The sequence below is a fragment of the Paenirhodobacter sp. genome (genome assembly GCF_041916475.1).
Lineage (GTDB): Bacteria > Pseudomonadota > Alphaproteobacteria > Rhodobacterales > Rhodobacteraceae > Rhodobacter.
The window spans coordinates 1-24,344 of sequence record NZ_JAYRZN010000024.1; the positions used below are offsets into that span (position 1 = coordinate 1).

Here is a 24,344-nt window from a genome sequence, read left to right on the forward strand (position 1 = left end):
ATGTCCAGCATCTGCTCGGCCAATAGCTTCTTCAGCTTGGCATTCTCGTCCTCGAGCGCCTTCAGCCGCTTGGCCTCGGACACCGTCATCCCGGAATACTTCGCCTTCCAGGCATAGAACGTGCCTTTCAGAGGTCACAGGCGAGTTTCGATGGGCGTTATTTGCCCTCGGAATGGAACAGAAACGCCGCCGAATTCGAAAAAGTCATTGATTTCAAGGAAGAAATTTTACTGCTATGGCCTCTTATTGGCCGTAATTTCAGCTGAGAAGCCTCGCGCGACAACGACAGCTATTACCGCCCCACATGATCTTCGAGGCCTTCGCCCCGTGGGATCAACGCCAACGGCCGGCAGGCAACCAAATGCTGAACAGGGACAACGAATAGACATGGACTCTCTGGCGAGCCGGTCAAATATGATCTGGCTTTCGTCATGGCTTCGATGACCAGCTCCCGCCGCCCGGCCCATGTCCAACGCAGGAGTTGGCGATAAACGGAGGACTGCTCGCCACGCGCCTCGGGCAGGTTGCGCCATGGCACAGAGTGTCTCTGAGGTGCGGCAAATCCAACTCAAAACAACCCGATGGACCGGGACCTTGAGCCTCTTCGGCGCGCGGAGCGGCAAAGTGCAACACTCAAAGACTGCCCGCACCCTATAGAACAGGAGCTTTCCCGCAGAACGGGTCTCCATTGCAGATACCGGCGTGCAACAGGTTCAACCGCCCCTGCGGAACCACTCCGGCGGAACAGCGGGGCTTCTCCCGGAGCCGATCAGCGCCAGCGATGCCATTCGGGGTAGCAATGCTCGCTCGCGCTTCAGGCACGCCCGTTTCCGCGGCATCTCTGGCCCGCCGTCGAATGGGGCGTTGAAGGACGCTTCGCCCGTGCCTATCCTGCCCCCGATACAGAGGAGATCGCATGTCTGAGAAATCCGCCACCACCCCCGACCGCAAGCGCGGCTCGGGCGTGAAGCATGTCTACGACGTGCTGCGCGACGAGATCCTGAACCTCGCCCGCCCGCCCGGATCGCCCATCGACGAGGTGCAGCTTGCCGAAAGCCTGTCGATGTCGCGCACCCCGGTGCGCGAGGCGCTGGTGCGGCTGGTGGCGGAAGGATTGGTGACCACATTGCCCAACCGCGCCACCATCGTCTCGCAGATCGACTTCCTGAACCTGCACCACTATTTCGACGCCCTGACGCTGATGTACCGCGTGACCACACGCCTCGCCGCGCAGAACCGCACGGCGGAAGACCTGGCGGTGATCCGCGCCCACCAGGCGGAGTTCAGCCGCGCGGTGGAGGCGCAGGACGCCTTGGCGATGATCGCGACCAACCGCGAGTTTCATGCCGCCATCGCCGAAGCCGGGCGCAACCCCTATTATATCGCGCTGTTCAACCGGCTGCTGGACGAGGGCCGGCGGATCCTGCGGATCTATTATTCCTCCTATCAGGACCGGCTGCCGCAGCGTTTCGTGGATGAGCATGCCGAGATGATCGCCGCCATCGAAGCCGGCGATGTGGCCACGGCGGACCGGCTGGCCACAGCCCATGCCGATCAGATCGTGGGCCAGATCCGGGCCTTCATATCGCGGGACCTGCGGCAGCCGATCGCGCTCTAGCGAAATCTTGTCGACAAATAAAATACAAATCCTATGGTGGAGCTGACCCGATTCCCGAAAGGATGCCCCATGCGCTCGACCATCTTCACCGGAACGATCCCTGCCCTGATGACGCCCTGCACGGCCGACCGGACGCCCGACTTCGATGCGCTGGTGCGCAAGGCCGAGGAGCTGATCGGCCTCGGGATGTCGGCCGTGGTGTATTGCGGCTCCATGGGAGACTGGCCGCTGCTCACCGATGCCGAGCGGATGGAGGGCGTGGAGCGCCTCGTCGCCGCAGGCATTCCCGTGATCGTCGGCACCGGCGCGGTGAACACGAAAATCGCGGTGGCGCATGCCGCCCATGCGCAGAAGGTCGGCGCCAAGGGGCTGATGGTGATCCCGCGGGTGCTCTCGCGCGGCTCGGTGATCGCGGCGCAGAAGGCGCATTTCAAGGCCATTCTGGCCGCGGCGCCGGACCTTCCGGCGGTGATCTACAACAGCCCCTATTACGGCTTCGCCACCCGGGCCGAGCTGTTCTTCGCGCTGCGCGCGGAGCATCCGAACCTGATCGGCTTCAAGGAATTCGGTGGCAATGCCGACCTGTCCTATGCCGCCGAGCACATCACCTCGCGCGATGAGGAGGTGACGCTGATGATCGGCGTCGATACGGCAGTGGTGCATGGCTATGTGAACTGCGGCGCGGCGGGCGCGATCACCGGTATCGGCTGCGTGCTGCCGCGCGAGGTCCTGCATCTGGTCGCGCTCTCGAAGGCGGCTGCGGCGGGCGATGCCACGGCGCGGGTCCTGGCGCAGGAGCTGGATGCGGCGATGCACGAGCTCGCGAAGGTCGATGCCGGGCCGGATCTGGTGCTGTTCTTCAAGCATATGATGGTGCTGAAGGGGAACCCGGAATATGCCCTCCACTTCAACGAGAGCGACGCCCTGTCCCCGAGCCAGCAGGGCTTCATCGAAGCGCAGCTGAAGCTGTTCGACACTTGGTATGCCGATTGGACACAGCGCAGCCCGGCGCTGAAATACGCCGCCTAAAGGCCGAGCCGCCGGATCCGCCGGTGCACGGTGGTCCGGTCCACGCCCAGCCGGCGCGCGGCCTCGGAGATGTTCCCGCCGGTGTCGCGCAGGATCTGGCGCAGGAGCGCCGCCTCTCCGGCAGGGGCGGCGGGCCCGGCGCGGCGCAGGGTTTCGGGCAGGTCCTCCAGCTCGATCTCCGCTCCGGCCGGAAGCTGGGCTGCGAGATGATCGAGCTCGTGCAGGTTGCCCGGCCAGTCGTGGCGCGCGAGGCACGCCTGTGCCGCGGGGCTGAAGCTTCCCCCCATCATCCGCCCGGCCAGCCAGAGCAGGTCCTGCCGCGCGGCCAGGCGCGGCAGCGCCAGAACCGCACCCGCCAGCCGGTGCGCCAGATCGCGGCGGAACCCGGGCGCGGCCATCGGGTCCAGCTGCGCCGTCGCGATCACCCGCACGTCTGCCGTTTCGGGCCGCAGCGCGCCCACCGGCAGCCAGCCCCCCTCCCCCAATAGCCGCAGGAGCCGGCCCTGCATGCGGGCGGGCAGCTCTGTCACCTTGTCGAGGATCAGCGTGCCGCGATGGGCCTGCGCGATCAGCCCCGCCTCGGCGCGCCGGCCCTCCGCCCGGCCGAAGAGCAGCGCCTCATCCCCGTCCGCAAGCTCCGCGCAGGGCACAGTGATGCAGGGCCCCGCGCGCCCGGCCGCATGAATGGCGCGCGCGAGCGTCATCTTGCCGGTGCCGCTTTCCCCGGTGATCAGAAGCGGCAGCCGCCCCGCCGCGAGCCCCGCCGCGCGCTGCAGCAGCGCCGTCATCGCCGGGTCCTCCCCCGCCAGATCGCGCAGCGCGGGCGGCAGGCCGGGCGGCGCACGCCGGGCCACCGGCGCCGCGCGCCTGGGCTCGATCGCATGGGCGAAAAGCGCATGCCCGTCGCGGGTGCGGATCAGCCGCTCCGACGCCGGCCGCAGCCGGGTCAGGTCATCGAGCCGGTCCGTCCGGACATCCAGAAAATCCGCAATCTTGCGCCCGATCAGCGCATCGGCCCGGCGCCAGTCGATGCCCTCGGCCCGCGCCATCAGCCGCGCCGCGCCATGGGTCATGCCGATCACCCGCCCCGATCCATCGAGCGATACCGCCGCCTCCGGGTCCACATCGAGGAAATCCGGGTTGCCCGAGAGCCGCAGCACCCATTCGCGGCGGCTCTCGGCCATGATATTGGCCATCTCGATCCGCCGCGACGCCTGCCGCACGAGATTGAGCGCGAGCCCCTGGCTCTCGCGCGGCTGCGGCGAGGACAGCAGCGAGATATCGAGCACCGCCGTCAGCTGCCCGCGCGTGTCGAAAATGGGCGCCGCCGTGCAGGACAGGCCGCCATGGGTCACGTCGAAATGGTCGCTTTGATGGATCACCAGCGGCTCGCCGGTCTCGATACAGGCGCCGAGCGCGCAGGTCCCGGCGCGCGCCTCGGACCACTCCGCCCCCAGAAACAGCCCCGAGCGGCGCAGCGCATCCTTTTGCGCCTGATCGCCCAGATACTCGACCGTCACCCCGAACCGATCGGCCAGCAGCAGCACATAATTCTGCCCCGCCACCAGCCGGTACAGGCTTTCAATGCCGGAGCGCGCGATGGCGATCAGGTCGCCGGACCGTTCGCGGTGGCTGCGCAGCTCGGCCTCGGGCACGATATAGGCCTCGGAGCGCTGCGCCGGGTCCAGCCCATGCTGATTGAGGCAGCGCAGCCAGCTCTGCACCACCAGCGGGTCGCGCGATGCCCCGCCCCCCTGCGAGACCGCCTCGATCTCACGGATATGCTGGAGATCCTCCACCAGCTCCTCCCTGTGCCGGGCCCCCCTCCCAAGGTGCCGCAGCCCTCGAAGCCTAACCGGCTGAGCCTGTGGCGCAAGCCCCCAATGGTCGTAGCGCCCCGATGCCGCAGGTGTGGCGCGCCCTGCCACAGTCCCTGCCCGCAAGCCCTTGAAATGCCTGCATCCGAAATTCCCCGCTTGGGGCATTTTGCGCCCTGCCGCAGGCTGGTGGGGCAAAACGGGTGCGTTTGGCCGGGTTGGGAGGCCCGGGCGGCGCGCTCCGAGCCAAGGGAGGAAACCATGCTCGACACGACCCCGCAGGGCGCGCTGACCGCGCTCGTCACCGATCTCGAACGGGCGCTGACGGCCCGCGACCCGCAGGCGGTCGCCGATCTGTTTCTGGATACGGGATTCTGGCGCGACCTCGCAGCCTTCACCTGGAACCTGAAAACCTGCGAAGGCCCCGATCAGATCCGCGCCATGGCGGCGGCTCAGCTGGACGCGATCGCGCCGCAATCGTTGCATCTGGACCCGTCCGAGACCGTCACCGAGGCCGGCGGCGTCACCGAAGGCTGGCTCAAGTTCGAGACCGCCAGCGGCCGCGGCGTCGGATATATCCGGATGAAGGAAGGCAAGATCTGGACCCTGCTCACCACGCTGCACGAGCTGAAGGGCCATGAGGAGCCGCGCGGCCTGCGCCGCCCGATGGGCGCCGAGCACGGCCACGACCCGCACCGCAAGACCTGGAAGGAAAAGCGGATCGAGGAGGCCGAACGGCTGGGCTATGAAGACCAGCCCTATGTGCTGGTCATCGGCGGCGGGCAGGGCGGCATCGCGCTCGGCGCGCGGCTGCGCCAGCTCGGCGTGCCGACCATCGTGATCGACCGCCACGAGCGCCCCGGAGACCAGTGGCGCAAGCGCTACAAGTCTCTGTGCCTGCACGACCCCGTCTGGTACGACCACCTCCCCTACATCCCCTTCCCCGACAACTGGCCCGTCTTCGCGCCGAAGGACAAGATCGGCGACTGGCTGGAGATGTACACCCGGGTGATGGAGCTGAACTACTGGTCGAAGACCACCGCGCAATCGGCGGTCTATGACGAAGCGAAGAAGGAATGGACCGTCACCGTAGACCGCGATGGCGAAACCGTGGTGCTGCGCCCGAAGCAGCTGGTGCTCGCGACCGGCATGTCGGGCAAGCCGAACATCCCCGCGATCCCGGGGCAGGACGTGTTCAAGGGCGAGCAGCAGCATTCGAGCCAGCACCCCGGCCCCGATGCCTATCGCGGCAAGAAGGTGGTAGTGATCGGGGCGAACAACTCCGCCCATGATATCTGCGCCGCACTCTGGGAGCATGGCGCCGATGTGACGATGGTGCAGCGCAGCTCCACCCATATCGTCAAATCCGACAGCCTGATGGAGGTCTGCCTCGGCGGGCTCTATTCCGAGCAGGCCGTCGCGAACGGCATCACCCACGACAAGGCCGACATGATCTTCGCCTCCGTGCCCTACAAGATCATGCATGAATTCCACATCCCGCAATATGAGGAGATCCAGCGCCGCGATGCGGATTTCTATGCCGCGCTGCGCAAGGCGGGCTTCATGCTGGATTTCGGGGATGACGGCTCCGGGCTGTTCATGAAATACCTGCGCCGCGGCTCGGGCTATTACATTGATGTGGGCGCCTGCGACCTGGTGATTGATGGCTCGATCAAGCTGCAATCGGGCAAGGGCATCAGCCATTTGAGCGAGACGGCGGTGGTGCTGGATGACGGCACCGAGCTGCCGGCCGATCTGGTGGTCTATGCCACCGGATATGGCTCGATGAACGGCTGGGCCGCCGATCTCATCAGCCAGGAGGTCGCCGACAAGGTGGGCAAATGCTGGGGCCTCGGCTCGGACACCACCAAGGATCCGGGCCCCTGGGAGGGCGAGCAGCGCAACATGTGGAAGCCGACTATGCAGGAGGGCCTGTGGTTCCACGGCGGCAACCTGCACCAGTCCCGGCACTATTCGCGCTACCTGTCGCTGCAGCTGAAGGCGCGGCACGCGGGGCTCGATACGCCGGTCTACGGGCTGGAGGCGCCGCATCACCTGAAGTGAGCCGCGCGGGCGGAGGTCAGACCCTCCGCCCCGTCTGAGGATCGAAGAGGTGGATCCGTGCCGGATCCGGCAGCACCCGCACCACCTCGCCCCGGTCCAGCGGTGTGCCTCCCGGCAGACGCAGGGTCATCGGCTCGGTGCTCCCCAGAATTTCGCCGTAGCCGAAGGCATCCGCCCCGAGACGTTCGACCGATCGCAGCCGCACGGGCACCCCCTCCGCCCCTTCTGCGGCACCGATGCGCAGGTCCTCGGGGCGGATGCCGAACCGCAGCACCCCATCGCGCACCGGCAGCGCCAGCCGGTGCCCTCCCGGGAATTCCACCACCCCGCCCGCGGCCTGCACCGGCAGGAGGTTCATCGCAGGCGAGCCGATGAACCCGGCCACGAACACGCTCGCCGGGCGCTCATACACCTCGCCCGGCGTCGCGATCTGCTCCGCCACGCCCTGGTTCATCACGATCAGCCGGTCCGCGAGCGTCATCGCCTCTACCTGATCATGGGTGACATAGAGCGAGGTCTGCCCGGTGCGCAGGTGCATCTCCTTGATCTGCAACCGCATCTGTACCCGTAGCTTCGCATCCAGGTTCGAGAGCGGCTCATCCAGCAGCAGCACCGCCGGATCGCGCACCAGCGCGCGCCCCATCGCCACCCGCTGCCGCTGCCCGCCCGAAAGCGCGCGCGGCTTGCGCTCCAGATAGGGCTCCAGCTCCAGCATCTTCGCCGCCCGCGCCACCCGCTCCGCAATCTCCGGCGCGGGCATCTTCGCGATCTTCAGCCCATAGGCCATGTTCTCGCGCACGTTCATATGCGGATAGAGCGCGTAGTTCTGAAATACCATGGCAATGTCGCGCGCGCGCGGCTCCAGCCCGTTCACCACCCGCCCGCCGATCTCCACCGTGCCCGCAGTGATCTCCTCCAGCCCCGCCACCATGCGCAGCAGCGTGGACTTGCCGCAGCCCGAGGGCCCCACGATCACCACGAATTCGCCATCGGCAATGTCCATGCTGATGCCATGGATCACCGCATTTCCCGCATAGCTCTTGCGGACATCCCGCAGCGCAACCTCAGCCATTCACTTCTCCGTCTCCACCAGGCCCTTCACGAACCAGCGCTGCATCAGCACCACCACCAGGATCGGCGGCACGATCGCCAGCACCGCCGTCACCATCACCAGGTTCCAGGGCGTATCGGCATCGGCGAAAGAGATCATCTTGCGCAGCGCGATGACGATGGTGTTCATTTCGTTGGAATTCGTGACCAGCAGCGGCCACAGATATTGCGTCCAGCCATAGATGAACTGGATCACGAAGATCGCCGCCACATTGGTGAGCGACAGCGGCCACAGGATATCGCGGAAGAAGCGCCAGGGCCCCGCGCCATCCACCCGCGCGGCCTCCAGCAATTCGTCCGGGATGGTCAGGAAGAACTGGCGAAACAGCAATGTCGCCGTGGCCGAGGCGATCAGCGGCAGGATCAGCCCGGCGTAGCTGTCGATCAGCCCGAGATCCACCATCACCTTGTAGGTCGGCTGGATCCGCACCTCCACCGGAAGCATCAGCGTGATGAAGATGAGCCAGAAGCAGGCCATCCGCAGCGGGAAGCGGAAGAACACGATGGCATAGGCCGAGGCCATGGAGATGGCGATCTTGCCCACCGCGATGCCCACGGCGACGAGGGTGGTATTGCCCAAAAGCCGCCATAGGCTGACGCCGCCGATCCGGCTCACCCCGCCTGCGAAGGCTTCGCCGTAATTCGCGCCCGCCTCAGGCCCCGGCAGGAGCGGCAGCGGCGGGCGCAGGATCGTCCCGGTGCTGTGGGTGGAGGCCACGAAGACATACCAGACCGGGAAGGCCACAACGACTACCCCCAGCACCATCCAGAAATGCGCCCAGAGGCGCTGCGCCGCAGGCTCAGCCATAATGCACCCTCCGCTCGATGAAGCGGAACTGCACCACGCTCAGCGCGATGACCAGCACCATCAGGATCACCGATTGCGCCGCCGAGGAGCCCACGATCAGGTTCACGAACCCGTCGTTATAGACCTTGTAGACCAGCGTTTCGGTGGCTTTGCCCGGCCCGCCCCCCGTCACCGCATGGATGATGCCGAAGGTGTCGAACAGCGCATAGACGGTGTTCACCACCAGCAGGAAGAAGGTCGTGGGCGCGAGAAGCGGGAACACGATCGTCCAGAAGGCATGGCGGCGCGAGGCGCCGTCGATCGCCGCAGCCTCCAGCAGCGCGCGCGGGATCGCCTGCAGCCCTGCGACGAAGAACAGGAAATTGTAGCTGATCTGCTTCCAGGTGGCGGCGGCCACCACCAGCGCCATCGCCTGACCCGAATTCAGCAGCGGGTTCCAGTCCAGCCCGAGGGCCTTCAGCGGCACCGACAATGTGCCGAAGGTCGGGTTGAACATGAACAGCCACAGCATCCCCGCAATGGCCGGAGCGACCGCGTAGGGCCAGATCATCAGCGTGCGATAGAGCCCCCTGCCCCGGACCACCTTCTCCGCCTGCACCGCGAGAAACAGCGCGACCGCGAGCGCGCCGAAGGCCACCAGCACGGAAAACACCGCCGTCACCTGCAGCGCATTCAGATAGTTCGGATCCGACAGCACGCGCCGGAAATTGCCAAGGCCGACGAAGGTCGTCTTCAGGCCGAAGGCATCCTCCTTGAACAGCGATTGGCGGAAGGCCTGCGCCGCGGGCCAGTAGAAGAAGATCAGCGTGATCGCCAGCTGCGGCGCGAGCAGCACCCACGGCAGGATCCGGTGCGGGAAGACAGTGCGTCTCATGAAACCTCGCATGCAGAACGGCGCGCGGGGCCTGCCCGCGCGCCGCCGGGATGGGTCAGCCGCCGGTGGCCTCGCGGATCGCGGCATTGCCGCGCTCGGCCGCGTTCTTCAGCGCCTGTTCGGCCGTCTGCTGGCCAGCGAGCATCTTTTCATATTCCTCGTTCTGGATATCGCGCAGCTGCGGCAGGTTTGGCGCGCGCACCCCCTTGGAATTTTCGGTCGGCGCCTTGCCCGACATCTGCAGGATCGGCACCTCGCGCGCCGGGTTCTTCTCGTAGAAGCCCGAGGCCTTCGTCGCCTCATAGGCCGCCATCGTCACCGGCAGATAGCCCGATTTCTCGTGCAGATACTGCTGCACCGCGGTCTGCGACAGATAGTGGAAGAAGGCCGCAACGCCCTTGTACGTCGCCTCCGGTTTCCCCGCCATCACCCAGAGCGACGCGCCACCCGGGGTGGTGTTCTGCGGCGCGCCGGGCGCGGTTTCGTCATAGGGCAGCTGGCCGATGCCGTAATTGATCCCCGATTTGATCACATCGCCAAGCCCGCCCGAGCTTTCGGTCAAGATCGCGCATTCGCCCGAGGTGAAGTTCTGCTTTGCTTCCGAGGTGCGCCCGCCATAGACGAACACCCCCTCCTTCGCCAGTTGCGCCAGTTCGCCGAAATGCTTGACGAACAGCGGCCCGTCGATCTTCAGCTCCGGCGTGCCCGCGAGGCCGTTCTCATGCGTGGCCCAAGGCGTGTTGTTCCAGGCGGCGAAATTTTCGGTGTGGATCCAGGTCAGCCAGGTGGAGGTATAGCCGCAGCCCGCCGCCCCCGATGCCTTGATCTTGCGCGCCGCCGCCCAGACATCGGCCCAGGTCTTCAGCGGCGTATCCTCGGCCAGGCCCGCCTTCGCGAAAATGTCCTTGTTGTAATACAGGATCGGCGAGGAGGAGTTATACGGGAAGGACAGCATCTCCCCCTCGGGGGTGGAATAATAGCCCACGATCCCGGCCAGATACTGGCTCTTGTCGAAGCTGTAGCCGCCCTCCTTCAGCACCTCGGCCACCGGCTTGATCGCGCCCTGTGCGCCCATCATCACGCCCGTGCCCACATCGAACACCTGAATGATATCGGGCGCCTGGCCCGCGCGGAAGGCGGCGATGCCCGCATTCAGGGTCTCCGGATAGGTGCCCTTGAAGACCGGCTTCAGCTCGTAATCCGATTGGCTCGCGTTGAAATCGGCGGCGATCTTCGCCACCACTTCGGCATTCGCCCCGGTCATCGCATGCCACCAGGAAATGTCGGTTTTGGCGTGCGCGATATTGGGCAGTGCGGCGCAGGCCGCCAGCCACAGCAGAGTGTGTTTCATCTGTCATTCCTCCCTTGCGGGCCAGAGGGGACGCGCCCCGGTTTCGCGACCGCTCCCATCGGCCACGCCCGGGCGACCGGCCCCTCGCGGACCGATAGCGCTCCCAGACTTCGACCGAAATGCGGGTGTGTCAACCTCCGGCAGACGCCGGAGACCGTTCCACGCGGGATGACGCAACGGCAGCAACCCGGCAAAACTATTGTTTTGCCTGCGGATTGCGGCACCGGCGCCGGTCATGGCCGGACATCATCATGAGCAGACGACAGGGATGTGACAAAGCCGCTCCCGCCCGGCGGAGGCCTGTGGAATAGCCCCGGGGGGCCGCCCTCAGCCCAGCGGCGCGCCGATGATCTCGATCCCGTTCGCGGCCGCGAGGCTGGCGAGGGCCGCCTGCATGCCGGCATCGGGCCGCTGAGCCTCGGGCAGGCCGGGGGCGATGGCGGGGCGGCCGGACTGCACCACCAGCGTCTCGAAATCGGCGCCGCGGCAGATGGTGGTGAACCGGGCGCCCGACAGGGTCTCCACCCGGAAGCTATGCGGAATGCCCCGCGGTGCCACGGCAATATCCCCCGCCCGCAGGATCAGCTCCACCGCCGCGATGCGCATCCGCACGGTGCCTTCGTGCACCATGAAGACCTCATCCTCGTTGAGGTGGATGTGCAGGGGCGGGCTGTCGCCATAGGGGACGTGATGTTCGATGAAGCTGATCGCGCTGTCGGATTCGGCGGCCGAAAGGCGGATCGTGGCGCGGCCATTGCCAAACCAGATGGAGGGGCGGCGCGTCAGTGTGGTCAGGTCGTTCATGTGGTCATCCTTTGCAAGCCCGGTGCTTCCGGGATGGCAAAGGTTTCGCCCGGGCGCGGGAGCGCTGCGTCATCCGGGCGTCAAACAGGCGTTAAATCGCGCTCAAAAGCCACTCAGCCCGATATTTTCCAGCGCCCTGCGCACGCGATCGGCGGCCTGCGGGGCGACAGTGCGCCGGATCAGCGGCCACATCGTGGCCCCGGCCTGATCCGGGAATGCCCCGTCGGCCCCGGTCAGGAGCGCCCGCGCCTGCGCGGCCTCGCCCTTTTCCGCGAGAACCACTGCCAGCATGGTGAGCGCCCAGACGTCTGTGCGGCTGATGCCGAGCGCGGCCCGCGCAGCGGCTTCGGCCTCGGCCGGGCGATCGGTAAAATAGAGACTACCCGCCCGCACCGTGAGGAACATGGACATCAGCGGATCGCGGGGCGACAGCCGTATCGCCCGGTCGATCGCCTGCAGCGCGAGATCCGGCTCGCCCGCACCATGATGCGACAGCGCGAGGCAATACTGCAGATGCGCATAGGAGGGATGGCGGTCGCGTGCCGCGGTCAGCAGGTCGAAGGCCGCGCCGGTTTCGCCATGCATCAGCAGGAGCCGCCCATGGACCATGCTCACGAAGGACGAGACCGGGTCATGCGCCGTCGCAGAACGGGCATGATCGAGCCCGCGCGCCAGAACTGCGGGCGCATCCGGAGCCCAGAGCATCACCGCGCGGACGATGGCGGCATAGCCGAGCCCGGCATGGGCGAGGCCGAAATCCGGCGCCAGCGCGAGGGCCTGAGCGAAGCAGGCTTCGGCCCGGTCGAGCTCCGCGGCGTCGAAGCGGAAGGCATGCCACATGCCCCGGTGATACAGGCCCCATGCACCGAGGTGGCCGGGTGGCGCAACGATGGCGCGTTCGCGTTCGGCCTCGCGGATCTGCGCATCGAGCTGGTCGCACAGGTCGGCAACCAGCCGCTCGCACAGCGCGAAGAACTCCGCGCTGCTGCCCCGGTGCCGCACCGCCCAGAGGCTGCGGCCTTCGGTTTCGTCCACCAGCCGTGCCGCAAGGCTGATGCTGTCGCCCGCGCGGCGCAGATCGCCCGCCACCGTTTAGCGCACGCCAAGGTCGCGCGCGAGTGCGCCGCCGCTTGCGAAACGCGCGCTGGTGGGGCGCGCCATCACCAGAAAATCGCGGTGCCGGCTCAGTTCGGTGGTGATGTCCTCGGCGATGCCTTCGGCCAGGAATTGCGCATCGGGGTCATCCTCGGCATGGGCGAAGGCCATGACCGCGATCGAGATCCGGTAATCGTCGCGCGGCGGCATTTCCGGGCTCGCCAGGCTGCGCATCAGCGCCTCGGTCTCGGGCGAGGGCGCAAGGTCCAGCTCGCGGCGGAGCGTATCGCGGCAGGAGCGGTACTGCGCCATTGCCATCGCCCGGTCGCCCCGTGCTGCATGCAGCTGCATCAACAGACGGTGGCTTTGCTCGCGCAGCGGGTCGAGGCCGCGCAGCCGCCGCGCCGCCGGCAGCGCTCGCGCGGGCTCATCACGCTGCAGCGCGCCCTCGATCCCGCGCTCCAGCGCCCGCTCCGCCAATATGCGGCACTGCGCGCGCTCAGCCCGCAGCCAGTCCTCCGCGGTGTCGCTATCGGGCTCGATCCCCTGGAGAGGCGGCGCGGAGAGCGCAATCGCACGCTCCGGGTCCACTGGGCCCCGCGCCGCCCGCAGCAGATGCGTCAGGTCGCTCTCAGTCATTAGCAGGACGGTGTCACCGTCCGCCCGCAGATCGAGGCCCAGCCCGCGTAGCCGCGACAGCGCATTGCGCAGGCTGCCGCGCGCCTGCTCCTCGCCGCGGTCCGGCCAAACGAGCGCCGCAAGATGCGCCCGCCGCTGCGGCGCGCGCGCGAGGCAGGCGAGCAGCAGCGCGAACTTCCCGCTGAGCGCCGCGGTTTCGCCGGAGGCAGGATCGCTCAGGCAGGGGCTGCCCAGGAGGCGCAGCGGGGCGGGAAAGGGCTCGCGCGGCGCATCGGCCGTCAGGGCAATGGGTCCATCTCAAATCTGTGACGGAATGTACCACGCGTGTCGGTGCCGCACCAGAACGTGCCGGAGGGCAGATTGACAGGGCTGGCCGTCCGACGCAGGCTCGCGCCGAAGCCAGCAACGGACCCGATGATGAAACCCCAACCCCTGAGCGAAGCCCCGCAAGACGCCGCCCTGCGCAAGGCGATCGCGCCGGTGATCTGTTACCCGACCGAAACCCTGCCCCGCCCCGATCTGAGCGCCTATCGCGCGCTGCGCGACGGGCTGCGCGTGACCGAACGGATCACGGTGCCCGCGCGGGAGGCTGCCTGCTGGACGGTCCCGGCCGGGCATTTCTTCCGCATCCGCTGCGAGGCGGGGCCGCAGGTGGGCGATCTGAACCTGTTCAATGCCGCGAACCTGGAGGAGCGCTTCTATTCCGGCAAGACCCGCGCGCTCAATGGCACCCATCTTGGGCTGGGCGATCAGATGTTCTCCGCCTTCCCCTATATGCGGCCGATGGCCACCATCACCCATGACACGCTGGACTGGTATGGCTTCGATGCCTTCGGCGGCGCAGTGCATGACGTGATCGGCACCCGCTGCGACCCCTATACCCATAACCTGCTGAGCCATGGCGGGCAGTATCACCACTGCTGCCATTCGAACTTGACCCGCGCGCTGGCGGCCCATACCGGCCTGCCGCCCGCGGAGGCCGCGCGCCATGTGCATGATGTGCTGAACGTGTTCATGTGCACGGGCTTCACCCGCGACACCGGCCAGTATTTCATGAAGGCCAGCCCGGTGCGGCCGGGCGATTATCTGGAGTTCTTTGCTGAGATCGACCTGCTGGGCTGCCTCTCGGCCTGCCCGGGCGGGGATTGCTCGGCCGAGCATTCCTCGGATGCCGCCCGCTGCCATCCGCTGGTGGTGGAGGTTCTGCAGCCGGAGCGCGTGCCCGAAGGCTGGGCCCCGCCGCAGCCCAACGGCTACGACGGAACCCACGGGCTCTAGGCCTCCAGCCGAACGTCTCCGAGCGGGACCGCGCAGCAGGTGAGCACATCATCCGGGGCGAGCGGGAACGGTGCATCGAGCAGATGCGCCACCGCGCCGCTGCGCAGCTTCACCTTGCAGGCGCCGCAAACGCCGGAGCGGCAATTCGAGGCGAGCTTCACCCCCGCGCCTTCGCCGAATTCCAGAAGCGTTCCATCCCCGGCCTGCCAGGTGCTTTCGCCCGCGCCGAAGCTCACGCGGAACGGGCCCGGCTCCGGGATCGGGCGCATCTCCAGGGGCGTATCGGCGGGCGTCGCAAAAACTTCGTGGCGGATATCCTGCGCGCCGAGGGCCAACAGGCGCGCGCGCATCTCCTCCATGAAGGGCACCGGGCCGCAGAGAAAGCACACCGCCTCCGCCAGCGGCAGCGCGCTGAGCGCCGTATCGGGAATGCGCCCGGCCTCATGGGCGGGCGCGTCGGCGCCGGGCTGCGTGAGAAACAGCCGGGCATCGGGCGCCTGCGCCCGGATCTCGCTCCAGAGGGCGAGCCTGCTGCCGCTCCGCGCCGTGTGCAGCACATGGACGGCCCTGTCCTCCGCGGCCTCCAGCATCGCCGCCATCGGCGTGATCCCGATCCCGGCGCTGATGAAAACCAGCGGCCGGTCCACCTCCTCCGGCAGGGTGAATTCGCCATAGGGGCCAGAAATCACCACCGCCTCGCCGGGCGCGAGGGCGCTCAGCCGCGTGGAAACCCGCCCCTGCGCCTTGACGCTCAGCCGCAAAAGCCCGTCGCGCAGACCGGATACGGTGTAGCTGCGCCACAGCGGCACCGCCTCGGCCCCGCCCAGATGGACGCGCACATGCTGGCCCGGCAGCAGGGCGCCGCGCGTGCCCGCGGCCGGGTCGCGCAGCCACAGGCTGGTGACATCGACACTTTCGGCACGGGTCTCGATCACCTCGGCCGGGCGCGGCCATTTCGGCACCGGCGGCGCCTCGGCATACACCGCGCCGAGCTGCCAGATCCGCGGATCGGGCGCCAGAACCTCGACCCGGTCGCCCGCGCGCACGCGGCCTGCGCGCACCACCTGCGCATAGAGGCCACAGAACAGATGCCCCTCTGCCCGGCCGAGCAACGCGGGCACGTTCAGCCCGGCAAGGCCCGTCTCCGGATCGGCGGAGGTGGCGGAGCAGCGCTCCATCGGGCGCAGCACTTCCAGCTCGGCCGCGCCGATGCGCAGCCGGTGGCCGATATAGGCGAATTCCTCCCAGGCGGGCAGATCCTCGAGATAGAGGTTGCCGCGGAAGCGGATCGGATCGACCGCCTGCCCGGCCTTCGGCTCCAGCGACAGGGCGGAGGCGGTGTTGATGAGCGAAATCGGCGAATCCGCGCAATCCCACCAGCCGAGGTCCGCATGGCGCCGGGCCAGGCGCGGCGGCGCGGGCGTATCGGGGAACCACTGCGCCAGCTGTTGGTTCAGCGCCGCCATCTCCTCGGGCGCGTCGAGCTGCGCGGTGGCGGTGTGCCCGGCCCGGTCCGACAGGGTGATCCGGGTGCTGTCATCCTCGAAGGCGATGCCGAAGCCAAGCAGCCGCGGGTTCTTCGCCAGCCGCACGAAGGCGTTGTAGGTCGTCCAGCCCTCGGGCGCGATGTCGATGCCGCCATGGGCCACGCCCAGGAAGCGGTCGAACGGCACGCCGGCGCCGGGGCTCAGCGCCACCTCCTGCAGCCGCTGCGCGCCGAAACCCTTGATCGGATAGCGGTAAATGCCGGAAATACGGGTCATGCAGGCTCACTCCTTGCGTTCGGCACGGCCGCTGACGATCACCGAAACCACGATCAGCACCAGCGACAGCACGACGATGATCGTGCCCACGGCGTTGATTTCGGGGGTGATGCCGCGCCGCAGCGTGGAATAGATATACATCGGCAGGGTGTTGTCGCGCCCGGTGAGGAAGAAGGTCACCGGGATCTCGTCGAAGCTCAGCACGAAGGAGAGCAGCCCCGCCCCCACGATCGCCGAGCGGATATTGGGCAAGGTGATGTCGATGAAGCTGCGCCAGGGCGTGGCGCCGAGATCGGAGGCGGCTTCCTCATAGCTGCGCGGCACGCGCTGGAGCCGGGCATAGACCTGCGTCACCACGATGCCGATCAGGGCGGTGGCATGGCCGAAGATCACCGTTTCGAGGCTGAGCGGCGCGCCCACCAGCTTGAACATGTTCAGCATGGAGATGCCGGTCACGATGCCCGGAAGCGTGATCGGCAGCAGGATCAGCCGCCGGAACAGGCTCTTGCCCGGGAACTGGAACCGGTGCAGCGCCAGCGCCGCGGGCACCCCCACCAGCAGCGTGAGGATGGTGGCCCCCGCCGCCACATAGAAGCTGTTGAGGATCGCGGCCTGAAGGGGGCCGTTCTGCGCGAGGCGGGCGTACCAATCCAGCGTGAAGCCGGTCGGCGGCCAGCTGAGCGAGCGCGAGTCGTTGAAGGAGTACGCGATCAGCACCCAGATCGGGATATAGAGAAACGCCATCAGCGCCGCGACGAAGGTCATGAAGGCGGTATCGGCCATGAAGCGGGAGCGCATCTCAGGCACCTCCCACGGCGGCGCGCCGCTCGAACCGCTCGCTGAGCGAGACCACCCCCAGCACCACGATCAACATCACGATCGAGAGCGCAGAGCCCAGAGGCCAGTTCAGCGCCGAGCCGAACTGCGAGGTGATGACATTGGCGATCAGGTTGCCATCCGGCCCGCCCACCAGGAAGGGCGCGATAAAATCGCCAAACGACAGGCAGAAGGTCATGGTGAACCCCGCCGCCACCCCCGGCGCCGACAGCGGCAGCGTAACGTGCCAGAAGGTGCGCCACGGCCCCATGCCCAGATCGGCCGAGGCCTCCGTGAGGTTCAGCGGGATCTTCTCCAGCGCGGTATAGATCGGCATCACCATGAACGGGATGAAGATATAGGTGAGGGTCAGCACCATCGCGCCCTGATTGTAGAGGAACAGGGAGGAGGGCCCATCGGTGATGCCCGCCCAGACGAGGAAGGAATTCAGCACCCCTTCGGTGCCGAGGATCGTCTTCCAGACATAGGCGCGCAGCAGGTAGCTCACCCACAGCGGCGCGATCACCGCCATGTAGAGCCACAGCCGCAGCTGCGCCGAGCGGCAGCGATAGACCAGCCAATAGGCGAAAGGATAGGCCAGCAGGAACGAGAACAGCGACACCAGCACCGAGATCTTCAGCGTGCGCAGCAGCACCATCAGATATTGCGGATCGGTGAACAGGGTCAGGTAATTGCCGAACTGGAAGGCGGGCACGAAGGCCGGGTATTTCTTTACCCAGAACGAATAGGTGAAGATGATCCCGTAGGGCAGCAGCATGAACAGCGCCACCCAGAGGAACGGGATCCCGAGGACGAGCCCCCCGGCGAGCGTCTGACGGGAGAGCCTCATGCCGCCTCCCCGCCTTCAAAAACGAAGACGTTATGCGCCTCGACCGCGATCCGCACCGGCGCGCCGATCTCGGGCACAGCCGAGCGCGACAGGCGGTCCTGCAGCATGGTATCCACATGCACGCGGGCGCCGCCCGGCAGCGCCACGCCGATGCGCAGCCCGAGCCCGTAATAGATCACCTCGTCGATTGCGCCCTCGAGCGTATTCTGCGCGGTTTCACCGGGGCCGAGGAAGCGCAGCTTCTCGGGGCGCAGCCCGACGGTGACCTCTGCCCCGCTGCGGAACGGCCTGTCTGTCAGCGCCGAGAGCTGACCGCTTTTCAGGTCGATCACGGCGGCGCTCTCGCTTGCCTGCGCGACGCGGCCCGGGAGGAAATTGGTGGTGCCGATGAAATTCGCCACATAGGGCGAGGCCGGATGGTCATAGAGCGCCTGCGGGCTGCCCTCCTGCTCCAGCCGGCCCTTCTGCATCACGACGACCCGGTCCGACATCACCAGCGCTTCGGTCTGATCGTGGGTCACCATGATGAAGGTGATGCCCACCTTTTCCTGCAGCTGCTTCAGCTCGATCTGCATCTGCTCGCGCAGCTTCGCATCCAGCGCCGAAAGGGGCTCGTCCAGCAGCAGCACCTTCGGCCGGCGCACGATGGCGCGCGCGAGCGCGATCCGCTGCCGCTGCCCGCCCGAGAGCTGATGCGGCCTCAGCTTCAGCTTGTCATAGAGGCCTACGAGCTTCAGCGCGTCATAGACCCGGGTCTCGATCTCCAGCCGGTCGAGCCCCATCAGCTTCAGCCCGTAGCCCACGTTCTGCCCGACGCTCATATGCGGGAACAGCGCATAATCCTGGAACACCATGTTCACCGCGCGGCGGTAGGGCGGCGCATGGGTCACGTCCTCGCCCGCAAGGCGGATGGTGCCGCCCGTCGGATCCTCGAACCCGCCGATCATGCGCAGAAGCGTGGATTTGCCGCAGCCCGATGGCCCCAGCAGCGTGACGAATTCCCCGTCCTCGACCGTCAGCGAGACATTGTCCACGCCGATGATGGTCGGGCTGTAATGCTTGGAAATCCGCTCGAGTTCGATGATCGCGGCCATCTGATGTCCCTGTGGCTGGCCGCGCGGCCCCCCTCCCCCGGGGTCGCACGGGAATTGCATGGGCCCCCCCCGGGGGGGCCGGGATGCAGGCCCCCGCGCGGGGGCCCGGCCGGCTATTGCGCCTTCACGGCATTCCAGGCGTTGGTATAGGCCTCGAACCGGTCGCCCAGCGGCTGCCAGACCATCAGCTGGTCGAGGAACGCCGGATCGTCCTGGTGCAGCTCCTTGTATTGCGCGGGCGTCATGCAGGCCTTGGCCGCCACCGGGTTCACCGCCGAATAGTTGTTCACATTGGCCACGCCGCATTGCCCCTGCTCGGAGAGCTGCATGTTGATGAACTTGTAGGCGCATTCCTGGTTCGGCGTACCCTTCACCACCATCCAGGCATCGAGCCAGCCCTCGGCGCCCTCCTTCGGGACGAATTCGGTCACATCCACGCCCTCGCGCTTCAGCGCGCCCGACTGGTTCCCCGCCCAGGTATTGGAGATCACCACCTCACCGGATTTATAGAGGTCGATCAGCTCGCCCGCCGTGGCCCAGTATTTGCGCACCAGCGGCTTTTGCGCCAGGAGCCCGGCCTGCGCCTTCGCCAGCTGTTCGTCCGAGAGGCTGTAGATGTTCATGTCGCCGTCCTTGCGCGCGGCGAGATAGAGCGAGGACTTGTCGTCCCAGATCGCGATCTTGCCCTTCAGATCGGGGTTCCACAGATCGGCGATCGAGGTCGGCGGGGTCTTGAAGGCATCGGTCTTGTACATCAGAACGATCGCGCCCCAGGTATAGGGGACGCCATAGATCGTGCCGTCCTTCTGGATGCCATCAAGCGCGGTGAACTGCGGATAGATGTCTTTCCAGGCCGGGATCTTCGACAGGTCCACCGGCTCGACGAAATCCATGTCGATCATCAGCTTGGTGGTGTCGATCGAGGGCGCGATCAGGTCATAGACCCCGCCCCCCGCCATCAGTTTCGGCGCGAAATCGTCGTTCGAGCCGACATAGGTCGCGTTGACCTTGCAGCCGCTCTCCTCCTCGAATTTGGTCACGAAGGAGGGGTCGGCATAGCCTTCCCAGGTCAGCAGGTTCAGCTCGCCCGCAGCCTGCGCCGCGGTGGAGGCCAGCATCGCAAGAAGGGCGATACCGGCGCCGAGTTTACGTCCTTTGGTCATTCTGTCTCTCCTGTTGGGGTTGATCGGCCCTTCTGGGCTCTGGTTCTTACGGGACGCAGTGCAGGTAGCGCTCCACATCCCAGTTCGTGACTTCGCGCAGGAAGCGGGTCCATTCGTCCTGCTTGTATTCGTCGAAGACCTCATAGAGCCGCCCGGGCAGCGCCGAGCGGATCACCTCGTCCTGCTTCAGCGCATCGAGCGCATCGCGCAGGTTCAGCGGGATGAGCTTCACCGGCTCGCCCGATTGCCAGACCTGGGTGACATTGCGCGATTCCGGCGCGCCCGGGTCGATCTTGTTGCGGATCCCGTCGTCCATCGCCTTCAGCAGCGCGCTGCAGAACAGATGCGGGTTCACCATGCTGTCCACCGCACGGAACTCGAACCGGTCGGGCGAGGAGATCCGGATCGTGCAGGAGCGGTTCTGCAGGCCCCAGTTCGCCCCGATCGGCGCCCAGAGGCCATAATCGTTGAACCGGCGGTAGCTGTTCACGGTGGAGGCGCCAAGGCAGGTGAGCGCGTCGATATGCTTCAGCGATCCGCCGAGCACCCAATGGCCGAGCTCGGTCGGCAGCCAGCCGCCGTCCTTGTTCTCGAATTCGTTGACCCCGCCCTTGGAATAAAGCCAGTTCTCCTCCATCCCCGGCAATTCGCCCGGCACCACCTGCTGCAATTCGCGCGACCCGCCCGTCCAGACCGAGCAGTTGTGGTGGCAGCCGTTCGCGGCATAGCCCATGAACGGCTTGGCCATGAAGCACGCGATCAGGCCGCGCTGCCGCGCCACCTCGGCGCAGATCTGGCGGTAGGTCGTCATCCGGTCGCAGGTGGCGAGCGCATCGTCGAACTGGTAGTTCAACTCGATCTGGCCGGGCGCATCCTCGCAATCGCCCTGGATCATGTCGAGCCCCATCGCCCGGCCGTAATCCGACACCTGGATCCACAGATCGCGCGCGCTCTCGAACTGGCCGATGTGATAGGCCAGCGCCTCGGTCACCCCTTCATAGGGCGGGAACTTGTCGGGCGCGGGCTTCAGCCACAGCATCTCGGGCTCCAGCCCGACGCGCAGATGCAGCCCGCCATGGGCCGCGCGGAACTCCCGGTCGAACCGCTTCAGGTTGCCCCGCGTATCGTATTCGTAATAGGCCCCGGGGCTGTTCGGGTCCTCGAGGCTGTAGAACAGCGTGCAGAACACCCGCGCGCAGCGCTTGTCCCAGGGCAGCTGTACGAAGGTATCCGGATCGGGCAGCGCGATGCATTCCATCGCATTGGAATCGAAGCCGATCAGGTTGCCGCGGAAATCGGGCAGGACGTTCGTCACCCCGCCCATCCAGGTCTGCACGCCCTTGCGGGCCTGGGTTTCCCAATGCCGCGCGGGTGCTGCCTTCCCCATCACCCGGCCGGTGATGGAGATATACTGGTAGTAGATGTATTCGACCCCGAGCGCGTCGATCTTCTGACGGACGCGGGAGACCATGTCGGCGCGGCCGGGGGTCTCGATCTCGCGGTGGTAGTCGGTGTCGGTGGTCATTGTCAGTCTCCCTGTGGTCCCCGAGGTCAGGCCTCGAGGTAGCGTGCGCGCTCTTCGGCGCTGACCGCGCGGGCAAGCGCGGCATATTCGTGGTGGCAGGTGGCGGCGAAATGCGCGGTGAATTCCGCACCGAACAGCCGCTTCGCATCCGCCGATGCCGCAAGCCGGTCCGCGGCCTCGGAAAGATCCCGCGGGAAGCGCTCGGCCCCCTCCGGGATGAAATCCGGATGCGCGTTTGCGGATTGCGCGGGCACCGGCAGCTTCTGCTCGATCCCGTCCAGCCCCGCGCCCAGCATCAGCGCCATGGTCAGATAGGCGTTGGTATCCGAGGGCGGCACCCGGAATTCGAGCCGCGCGCGGTCGTTTGCATTGGGGGCGGAGCGCACCGCCACGGTATGGGGCTGCTCGGCCCAGGTGAGCGCCTTCGGCGCCCAGCTGCCGGGCGCCAGCCTGCGGAAGGCATTGACGCTGGAGGTGCACAGCGCGAAGGCCTGCGGCACCACCTTCATCATGCCCGCGATGAACTGCCCGGCCAGCGCGGTCGTCTGCCCGTCATCGGCGGCAAACAGATTCCGCCCCGTGGCCTTGTCGCGCAGGCTCATGGTGCAATGGCCGCCGGTGCCCGGAAGCCCCTCGCCAAGATAGGCCATGAAGCTCGCGGTCTTGCCCTGTTTGCGGGCATAGGCGCGCGCCGCCATCCGGAAGAACGACGCGTCATCCGCGGCCTTCAGCCCGGCCGCCCGCCCGAGGGTGATCTCGAAGCAGCCGGGGCCAAGCTCGGTGCCCACGGAATAGAGATGCACATCGTGCCCCTCCACCTCCGCCTGCATCCCGGCGAAGAAATCCGCATGCACGGAATGCGTCACCCCCGACCAGCATTTGTGCCCGGGATTGAAGCTGCGCAGTCCCGCAAAGCCCTTCTCGCGCAGCGAGACATCGGTCTCCTCGAGGATCAGCGCCTCGAATTCGAAAGCCGCCTCCACCGCGAAGCCCATCGCTGCCGCGCGCTCCAGCTGCCGGCGCAGCACCGCGCGCGGCATCAGCGGCGCCTCCTCTCCTTCATATTCCGCGATCAGCGTCACCGCCCCCGGCTCCGACGGGTTGCGCCGGATCGAGGCCGGGTCGATCGCCACCCGCTGCGGGAAGAAGCGCTCGCCCGCCCACAGGTCGTCGGTCTGGTCCCAATAGGGCAGCACGTTGGAAAAGCGCGGCTCCGTCGCCCAGTCGAGGAAGGCCTCGCGCGGGAAGCGCCGCATCCGGAAGATCGAGGCATAGTCGAACTGCCCGACATGGACGATCTTGGCGTCATGGGCATCCAGGGCATTGATCAGGGTCTGCATGTGTCCTCTCAGCGCAGGCGCTCCTTGAGCGCGAACCAGGCCATGCCGAGCGCAAGCGCCTGATGGGCCAGCCACTGGCCCACCGGCAGGCGCAGGCGCCGCACGGCATCGAATGTGTCGAATTCCCCGGTGTCGCCGGTCATCGCCCGGGCCATAATTTCGGCTACGATATGCGAAGTGGCGATGCCGTGGCCGGAATAGCCTTCGGCATAGAAGACATTGGGCGCAATCCGTCCCAGATGCGGGATCCGGTTCGGGATGATCCCGGCCTGGCCGGACCATTGATAATCGATCCGCACGCCCTTCAGCCGCGGATAGGTGCGCTCGATCGCCGGGCGCAGCTCGGAGGCAAGGTCGGTGCTCGGCCGCCCGCTGTAATTGGTGCCGCCCCCGAACAGAAGCCGCCGGTCCGCCGTCAGCCGGTGATAATCCAGAATGAAGCGGTTGTCGTAGATCGCGATGTCCTGCGGGTTGATCGCGCGCGCCGTTTCCTCGGGCAGCGGCTCCGTCGCCACGATCCCGAGCGCGGCCGGGAATAGCGCCCCGCGCATCCGCCCCTGCGCCAGCCGGTGATAGGCATTGCCCGCCATCAGCACCATGTCGCAGCGCACCCGCCCCTGCGCCGTGCGCACCACGGGGCGCGGGCCATGATCGATGCCCTCGACCTTGCTGTCCTCATGGATCCGCACGCCGAGGCTCGCGGCCGCCTGCGCCTCCCCCGTCACCAGGTTCAGCGAATGCACATGCATGTTGCGCCGGTTGTAGACCCCGCCGATATAGAGCGGGATCTCCACCAGATCGCGCAGCGCCGCCCCCTCCACATAAGAGACCTGATCGCCCATTCCGCGCGCCGCGGCCTCCGCCGCCATGGCCCGCAGCTCTGCCGCATGGGCGGGCGTGAGCGCGGCCTGCAGGTGCCCGTGCTTCAGGTCGCATTGAATGCCGAACCGCGCGACCCGCTGCCTGATGATGTCATGGCCGCGCCAGCGCAAATCCCAGATATAGGCATCCGCCGCCGGGCCCAGCGTGCGCCGGAATTCGCTGGCCATCGCCCTGTCGCCGGAGAGCGACCCGGTGATCTGCCCGCCATTGCGCCCCGAAGCGCCCCAGCCGATGCGATTGGCCTCCAGCAGCAACACGCGCAGCCCGCGCCCGGCGAGCTCGAGCGCCGCGTTCACGCCGGTGAACCCGCCCCCCATCACCACCACATCCGCCTCGGTCTCGCCCTCCAGCCGCGGGAAACCCGGGCGCGGGATCGCGGTCGCGGCGTAGTAGGATCCGGTATGCGTCTCGGCCAAGTCGGGCT

The 24,344-nt window shown here is 67.1% G+C and carries 20 protein-coding genes and 1 pseudogene; 4 read left to right on the forward strand and 17 right to left on the reverse strand.

The window, feature by feature from the left end:
• A pseudogene (locus ACOMG5_RS11125) lies at positions 1 to 122 on the reverse strand (transposase); the annotation flags it as partial.
• A gap of 794 nt (positions 123 to 916) precedes the next feature.
• Between ACOMG5_RS11125 and ACOMG5_RS11130 the strand changes: the two are divergent.
• Both ACOMG5_RS11130 and ACOMG5_RS11135 read left to right on the forward strand, forming a co-directional pair.
• A complete protein-coding gene (locus ACOMG5_RS11130; protein ID WP_420343871.1) occupies positions 917 to 1,618 on the forward strand; it encodes a GntR family transcriptional regulator in 702 nt (233 codons plus the stop codon).
• A gap of 69 nt (positions 1,619 to 1,687) precedes the next feature.
• A complete protein-coding gene (locus ACOMG5_RS11135) occupies positions 1,688 to 2,647 on the forward strand; it encodes a dihydrodipicolinate synthase family protein (protein WP_420343872.1) in 960 nt (319 codons plus the stop codon).
• On the opposite strand, the gene ACOMG5_RS11140 is transcribed toward ACOMG5_RS11135, so the two are convergent.
• Positions 2,644 to 4,446, reverse strand: coding sequence for a sigma-54-dependent Fis family transcriptional regulator (locus ACOMG5_RS11140; RefSeq protein ID WP_420343873.1), 1,803 nt, complete (start codon positions 4,444 to 4,446; stop codon positions 2,644 to 2,646). The genes ACOMG5_RS11135 and ACOMG5_RS11140 overlap by 4 nt on opposite strands.
• A 279-nt stretch (positions 4,447 to 4,725) precedes the next feature.
• On the opposite strand from ACOMG5_RS11140, the gene ACOMG5_RS11145 reads away from it, so the two are divergent.
• On the forward strand, positions 4,726 to 6,528 hold the full coding sequence (locus tag ACOMG5_RS11145; protein WP_420343874.1) for an NAD(P)-binding domain-containing protein: 1,803 nt from the start codon (positions 4,726 to 4,728) through the stop codon (positions 6,526 to 6,528).
• A 16-nt stretch (positions 6,529 to 6,544) separates the two neighbouring features.
• Here the strand turns inward: ACOMG5_RS11145 and ugpC are convergent, their stop codons facing one another.
• From ugpC to ACOMG5_RS11180, 7 genes are all read right to left on the reverse strand, one after another.
• Positions 6,545 to 7,600 (reverse strand): sn-glycerol-3-phosphate ABC transporter ATP-binding protein UgpC, encoded by a 1,056-nt coding sequence (gene ugpC, locus ACOMG5_RS11150; protein WP_420343875.1) that lies wholly within the window; start codon positions 7,598 to 7,600, stop codon positions 6,545 to 6,547.
• Positions 7,601 to 8,446, reverse strand: a complete 846-nt coding sequence (gene ugpE, locus ACOMG5_RS11155; protein WP_420343876.1) for a sn-glycerol-3-phosphate ABC transporter permease UgpE — start codon at positions 8,444 to 8,446, stop codon at positions 7,601 to 7,603.
• Positions 8,439 to 9,320, reverse strand: coding sequence for a sn-glycerol-3-phosphate ABC transporter permease UgpA (gene ugpA, locus ACOMG5_RS11160; protein WP_420343877.1), 882 nt, complete (start codon positions 9,318 to 9,320; stop codon positions 8,439 to 8,441). The genes ugpE and ugpA overlap by 8 nt, the downstream gene beginning before the upstream one ends.
• Positions 9,321 to 9,375: 55 nt before the next feature.
• Positions 9,376 to 10,671, reverse strand: a complete 1,296-nt coding sequence (ugpB, locus tag ACOMG5_RS11165) for a sn-glycerol-3-phosphate ABC transporter substrate-binding protein UgpB (protein ID WP_420343878.1) — start codon at positions 10,669 to 10,671, stop codon at positions 9,376 to 9,378.
• Positions 10,672 to 10,998: 327 nt separating this feature from the next.
• Positions 10,999 to 11,475: a cupin domain-containing protein gene (locus ACOMG5_RS11170; RefSeq protein ID WP_420343879.1), complete on the reverse strand. Its 477-nt coding sequence runs from the start codon at positions 11,473 to 11,475 to the stop codon at positions 10,999 to 11,001.
• 102 nt (positions 11,476 to 11,577) lie between these two features.
• Complete coding sequence (locus ACOMG5_RS11175; RefSeq protein WP_420343880.1) at positions 11,578 to 12,564, reverse strand: tetratricopeptide repeat protein; 987 nt, start codon at positions 12,562 to 12,564, stop codon at positions 11,578 to 11,580.
• Positions 12,565 to 12,567: 3 nt separating this feature from the next.
• Positions 12,568 to 13,209 carry a BTAD domain-containing putative transcriptional regulator gene (locus tag ACOMG5_RS11180; RefSeq protein ID WP_420343881.1) on the reverse strand — a complete coding sequence of 214 codons (642 nt, stop codon included), beginning with the start codon at positions 13,207 to 13,209 and terminating at the stop codon, positions 12,568 to 12,570.
• Between the two features lie 417 nt (positions 13,210 to 13,626).
• On the opposite strand from ACOMG5_RS11180, the gene ACOMG5_RS11185 reads away from it, so the two are divergent.
• Positions 13,627 to 14,487, forward strand: coding sequence for an urea carboxylase-associated family protein (locus ACOMG5_RS11185; protein ID WP_420343882.1), 861 nt, complete (start codon positions 13,627 to 13,629; stop codon positions 14,485 to 14,487).
• Here the strand turns inward: ACOMG5_RS11185 and ACOMG5_RS11190 are convergent.
• The 8 genes from ACOMG5_RS11190 to ACOMG5_RS11225 all read right to left on the reverse strand — a co-directional run bounded on the left by ACOMG5_RS11190 (position 14,484) and on the right by ACOMG5_RS11225 (position 24,336).
• Positions 14,484 to 16,250 carry an MOSC domain-containing protein gene (locus ACOMG5_RS11190; protein ID WP_420343883.1) on the reverse strand — a complete coding sequence of 589 codons (1,767 nt, stop codon included), beginning with the start codon at positions 16,248 to 16,250 and terminating at the stop codon, positions 14,484 to 14,486. The genes ACOMG5_RS11185 and ACOMG5_RS11190 overlap by 4 nt on opposite strands.
• A gap of 6 nt (positions 16,251 to 16,256) precedes the next feature.
• Positions 16,257 to 17,048 (reverse strand): ABC transporter permease, encoded by a 792-nt coding sequence (locus ACOMG5_RS11195; RefSeq protein WP_420343884.1) that lies wholly within the window; start codon positions 17,046 to 17,048, stop codon positions 16,257 to 16,259.
• A 1-nt stretch (position 17,049) separates the two neighbouring features.
• Positions 17,050 to 17,916 carry an ABC transporter permease gene (locus ACOMG5_RS11200; RefSeq protein WP_420343885.1) on the reverse strand — a complete coding sequence of 289 codons (867 nt, stop codon included), beginning with the start codon at positions 17,914 to 17,916 and terminating at the stop codon, positions 17,050 to 17,052.
• A complete protein-coding gene (locus ACOMG5_RS11205; protein ID WP_420343886.1) occupies positions 17,913 to 19,010 on the reverse strand; it encodes an ABC transporter ATP-binding protein in 1,098 nt (365 codons plus the stop codon). Before ACOMG5_RS11205 ends, ACOMG5_RS11200 begins: the two co-directional genes overlap by 4 nt.
• A 113-nt stretch (positions 19,011 to 19,123) precedes the next feature.
• Positions 19,124 to 20,173: an ABC transporter substrate-binding protein gene (locus ACOMG5_RS11210; protein ID WP_420343887.1), complete on the reverse strand. Its 1,050-nt coding sequence runs from the start codon at positions 20,171 to 20,173 to the stop codon at positions 19,124 to 19,126.
• 46 nt (positions 20,174 to 20,219) lie between these two features.
• Positions 20,220 to 21,698 carry a glutamine synthetase family protein gene (locus ACOMG5_RS11215; protein ID WP_420343888.1) on the reverse strand — a complete coding sequence of 493 codons (1,479 nt, stop codon included), beginning with the start codon at positions 21,696 to 21,698 and terminating at the stop codon, positions 20,220 to 20,222.
• A gap of 26 nt (positions 21,699 to 21,724) precedes the next feature.
• Complete coding sequence (locus ACOMG5_RS11220) at positions 21,725 to 23,038, reverse strand: hypothetical protein (RefSeq protein ID WP_420343889.1); 1,314 nt, start codon at positions 23,036 to 23,038, stop codon at positions 21,725 to 21,727.
• Between the two features lie 8 nt (positions 23,039 to 23,046).
• Positions 23,047 to 24,336, reverse strand: coding sequence for an NAD(P)/FAD-dependent oxidoreductase (locus ACOMG5_RS11225; RefSeq protein WP_420343890.1), 1,290 nt, complete (start codon positions 24,334 to 24,336; stop codon positions 23,047 to 23,049).
• Positions 24,337 to 24,344: the final 8 nt, after the last annotated feature.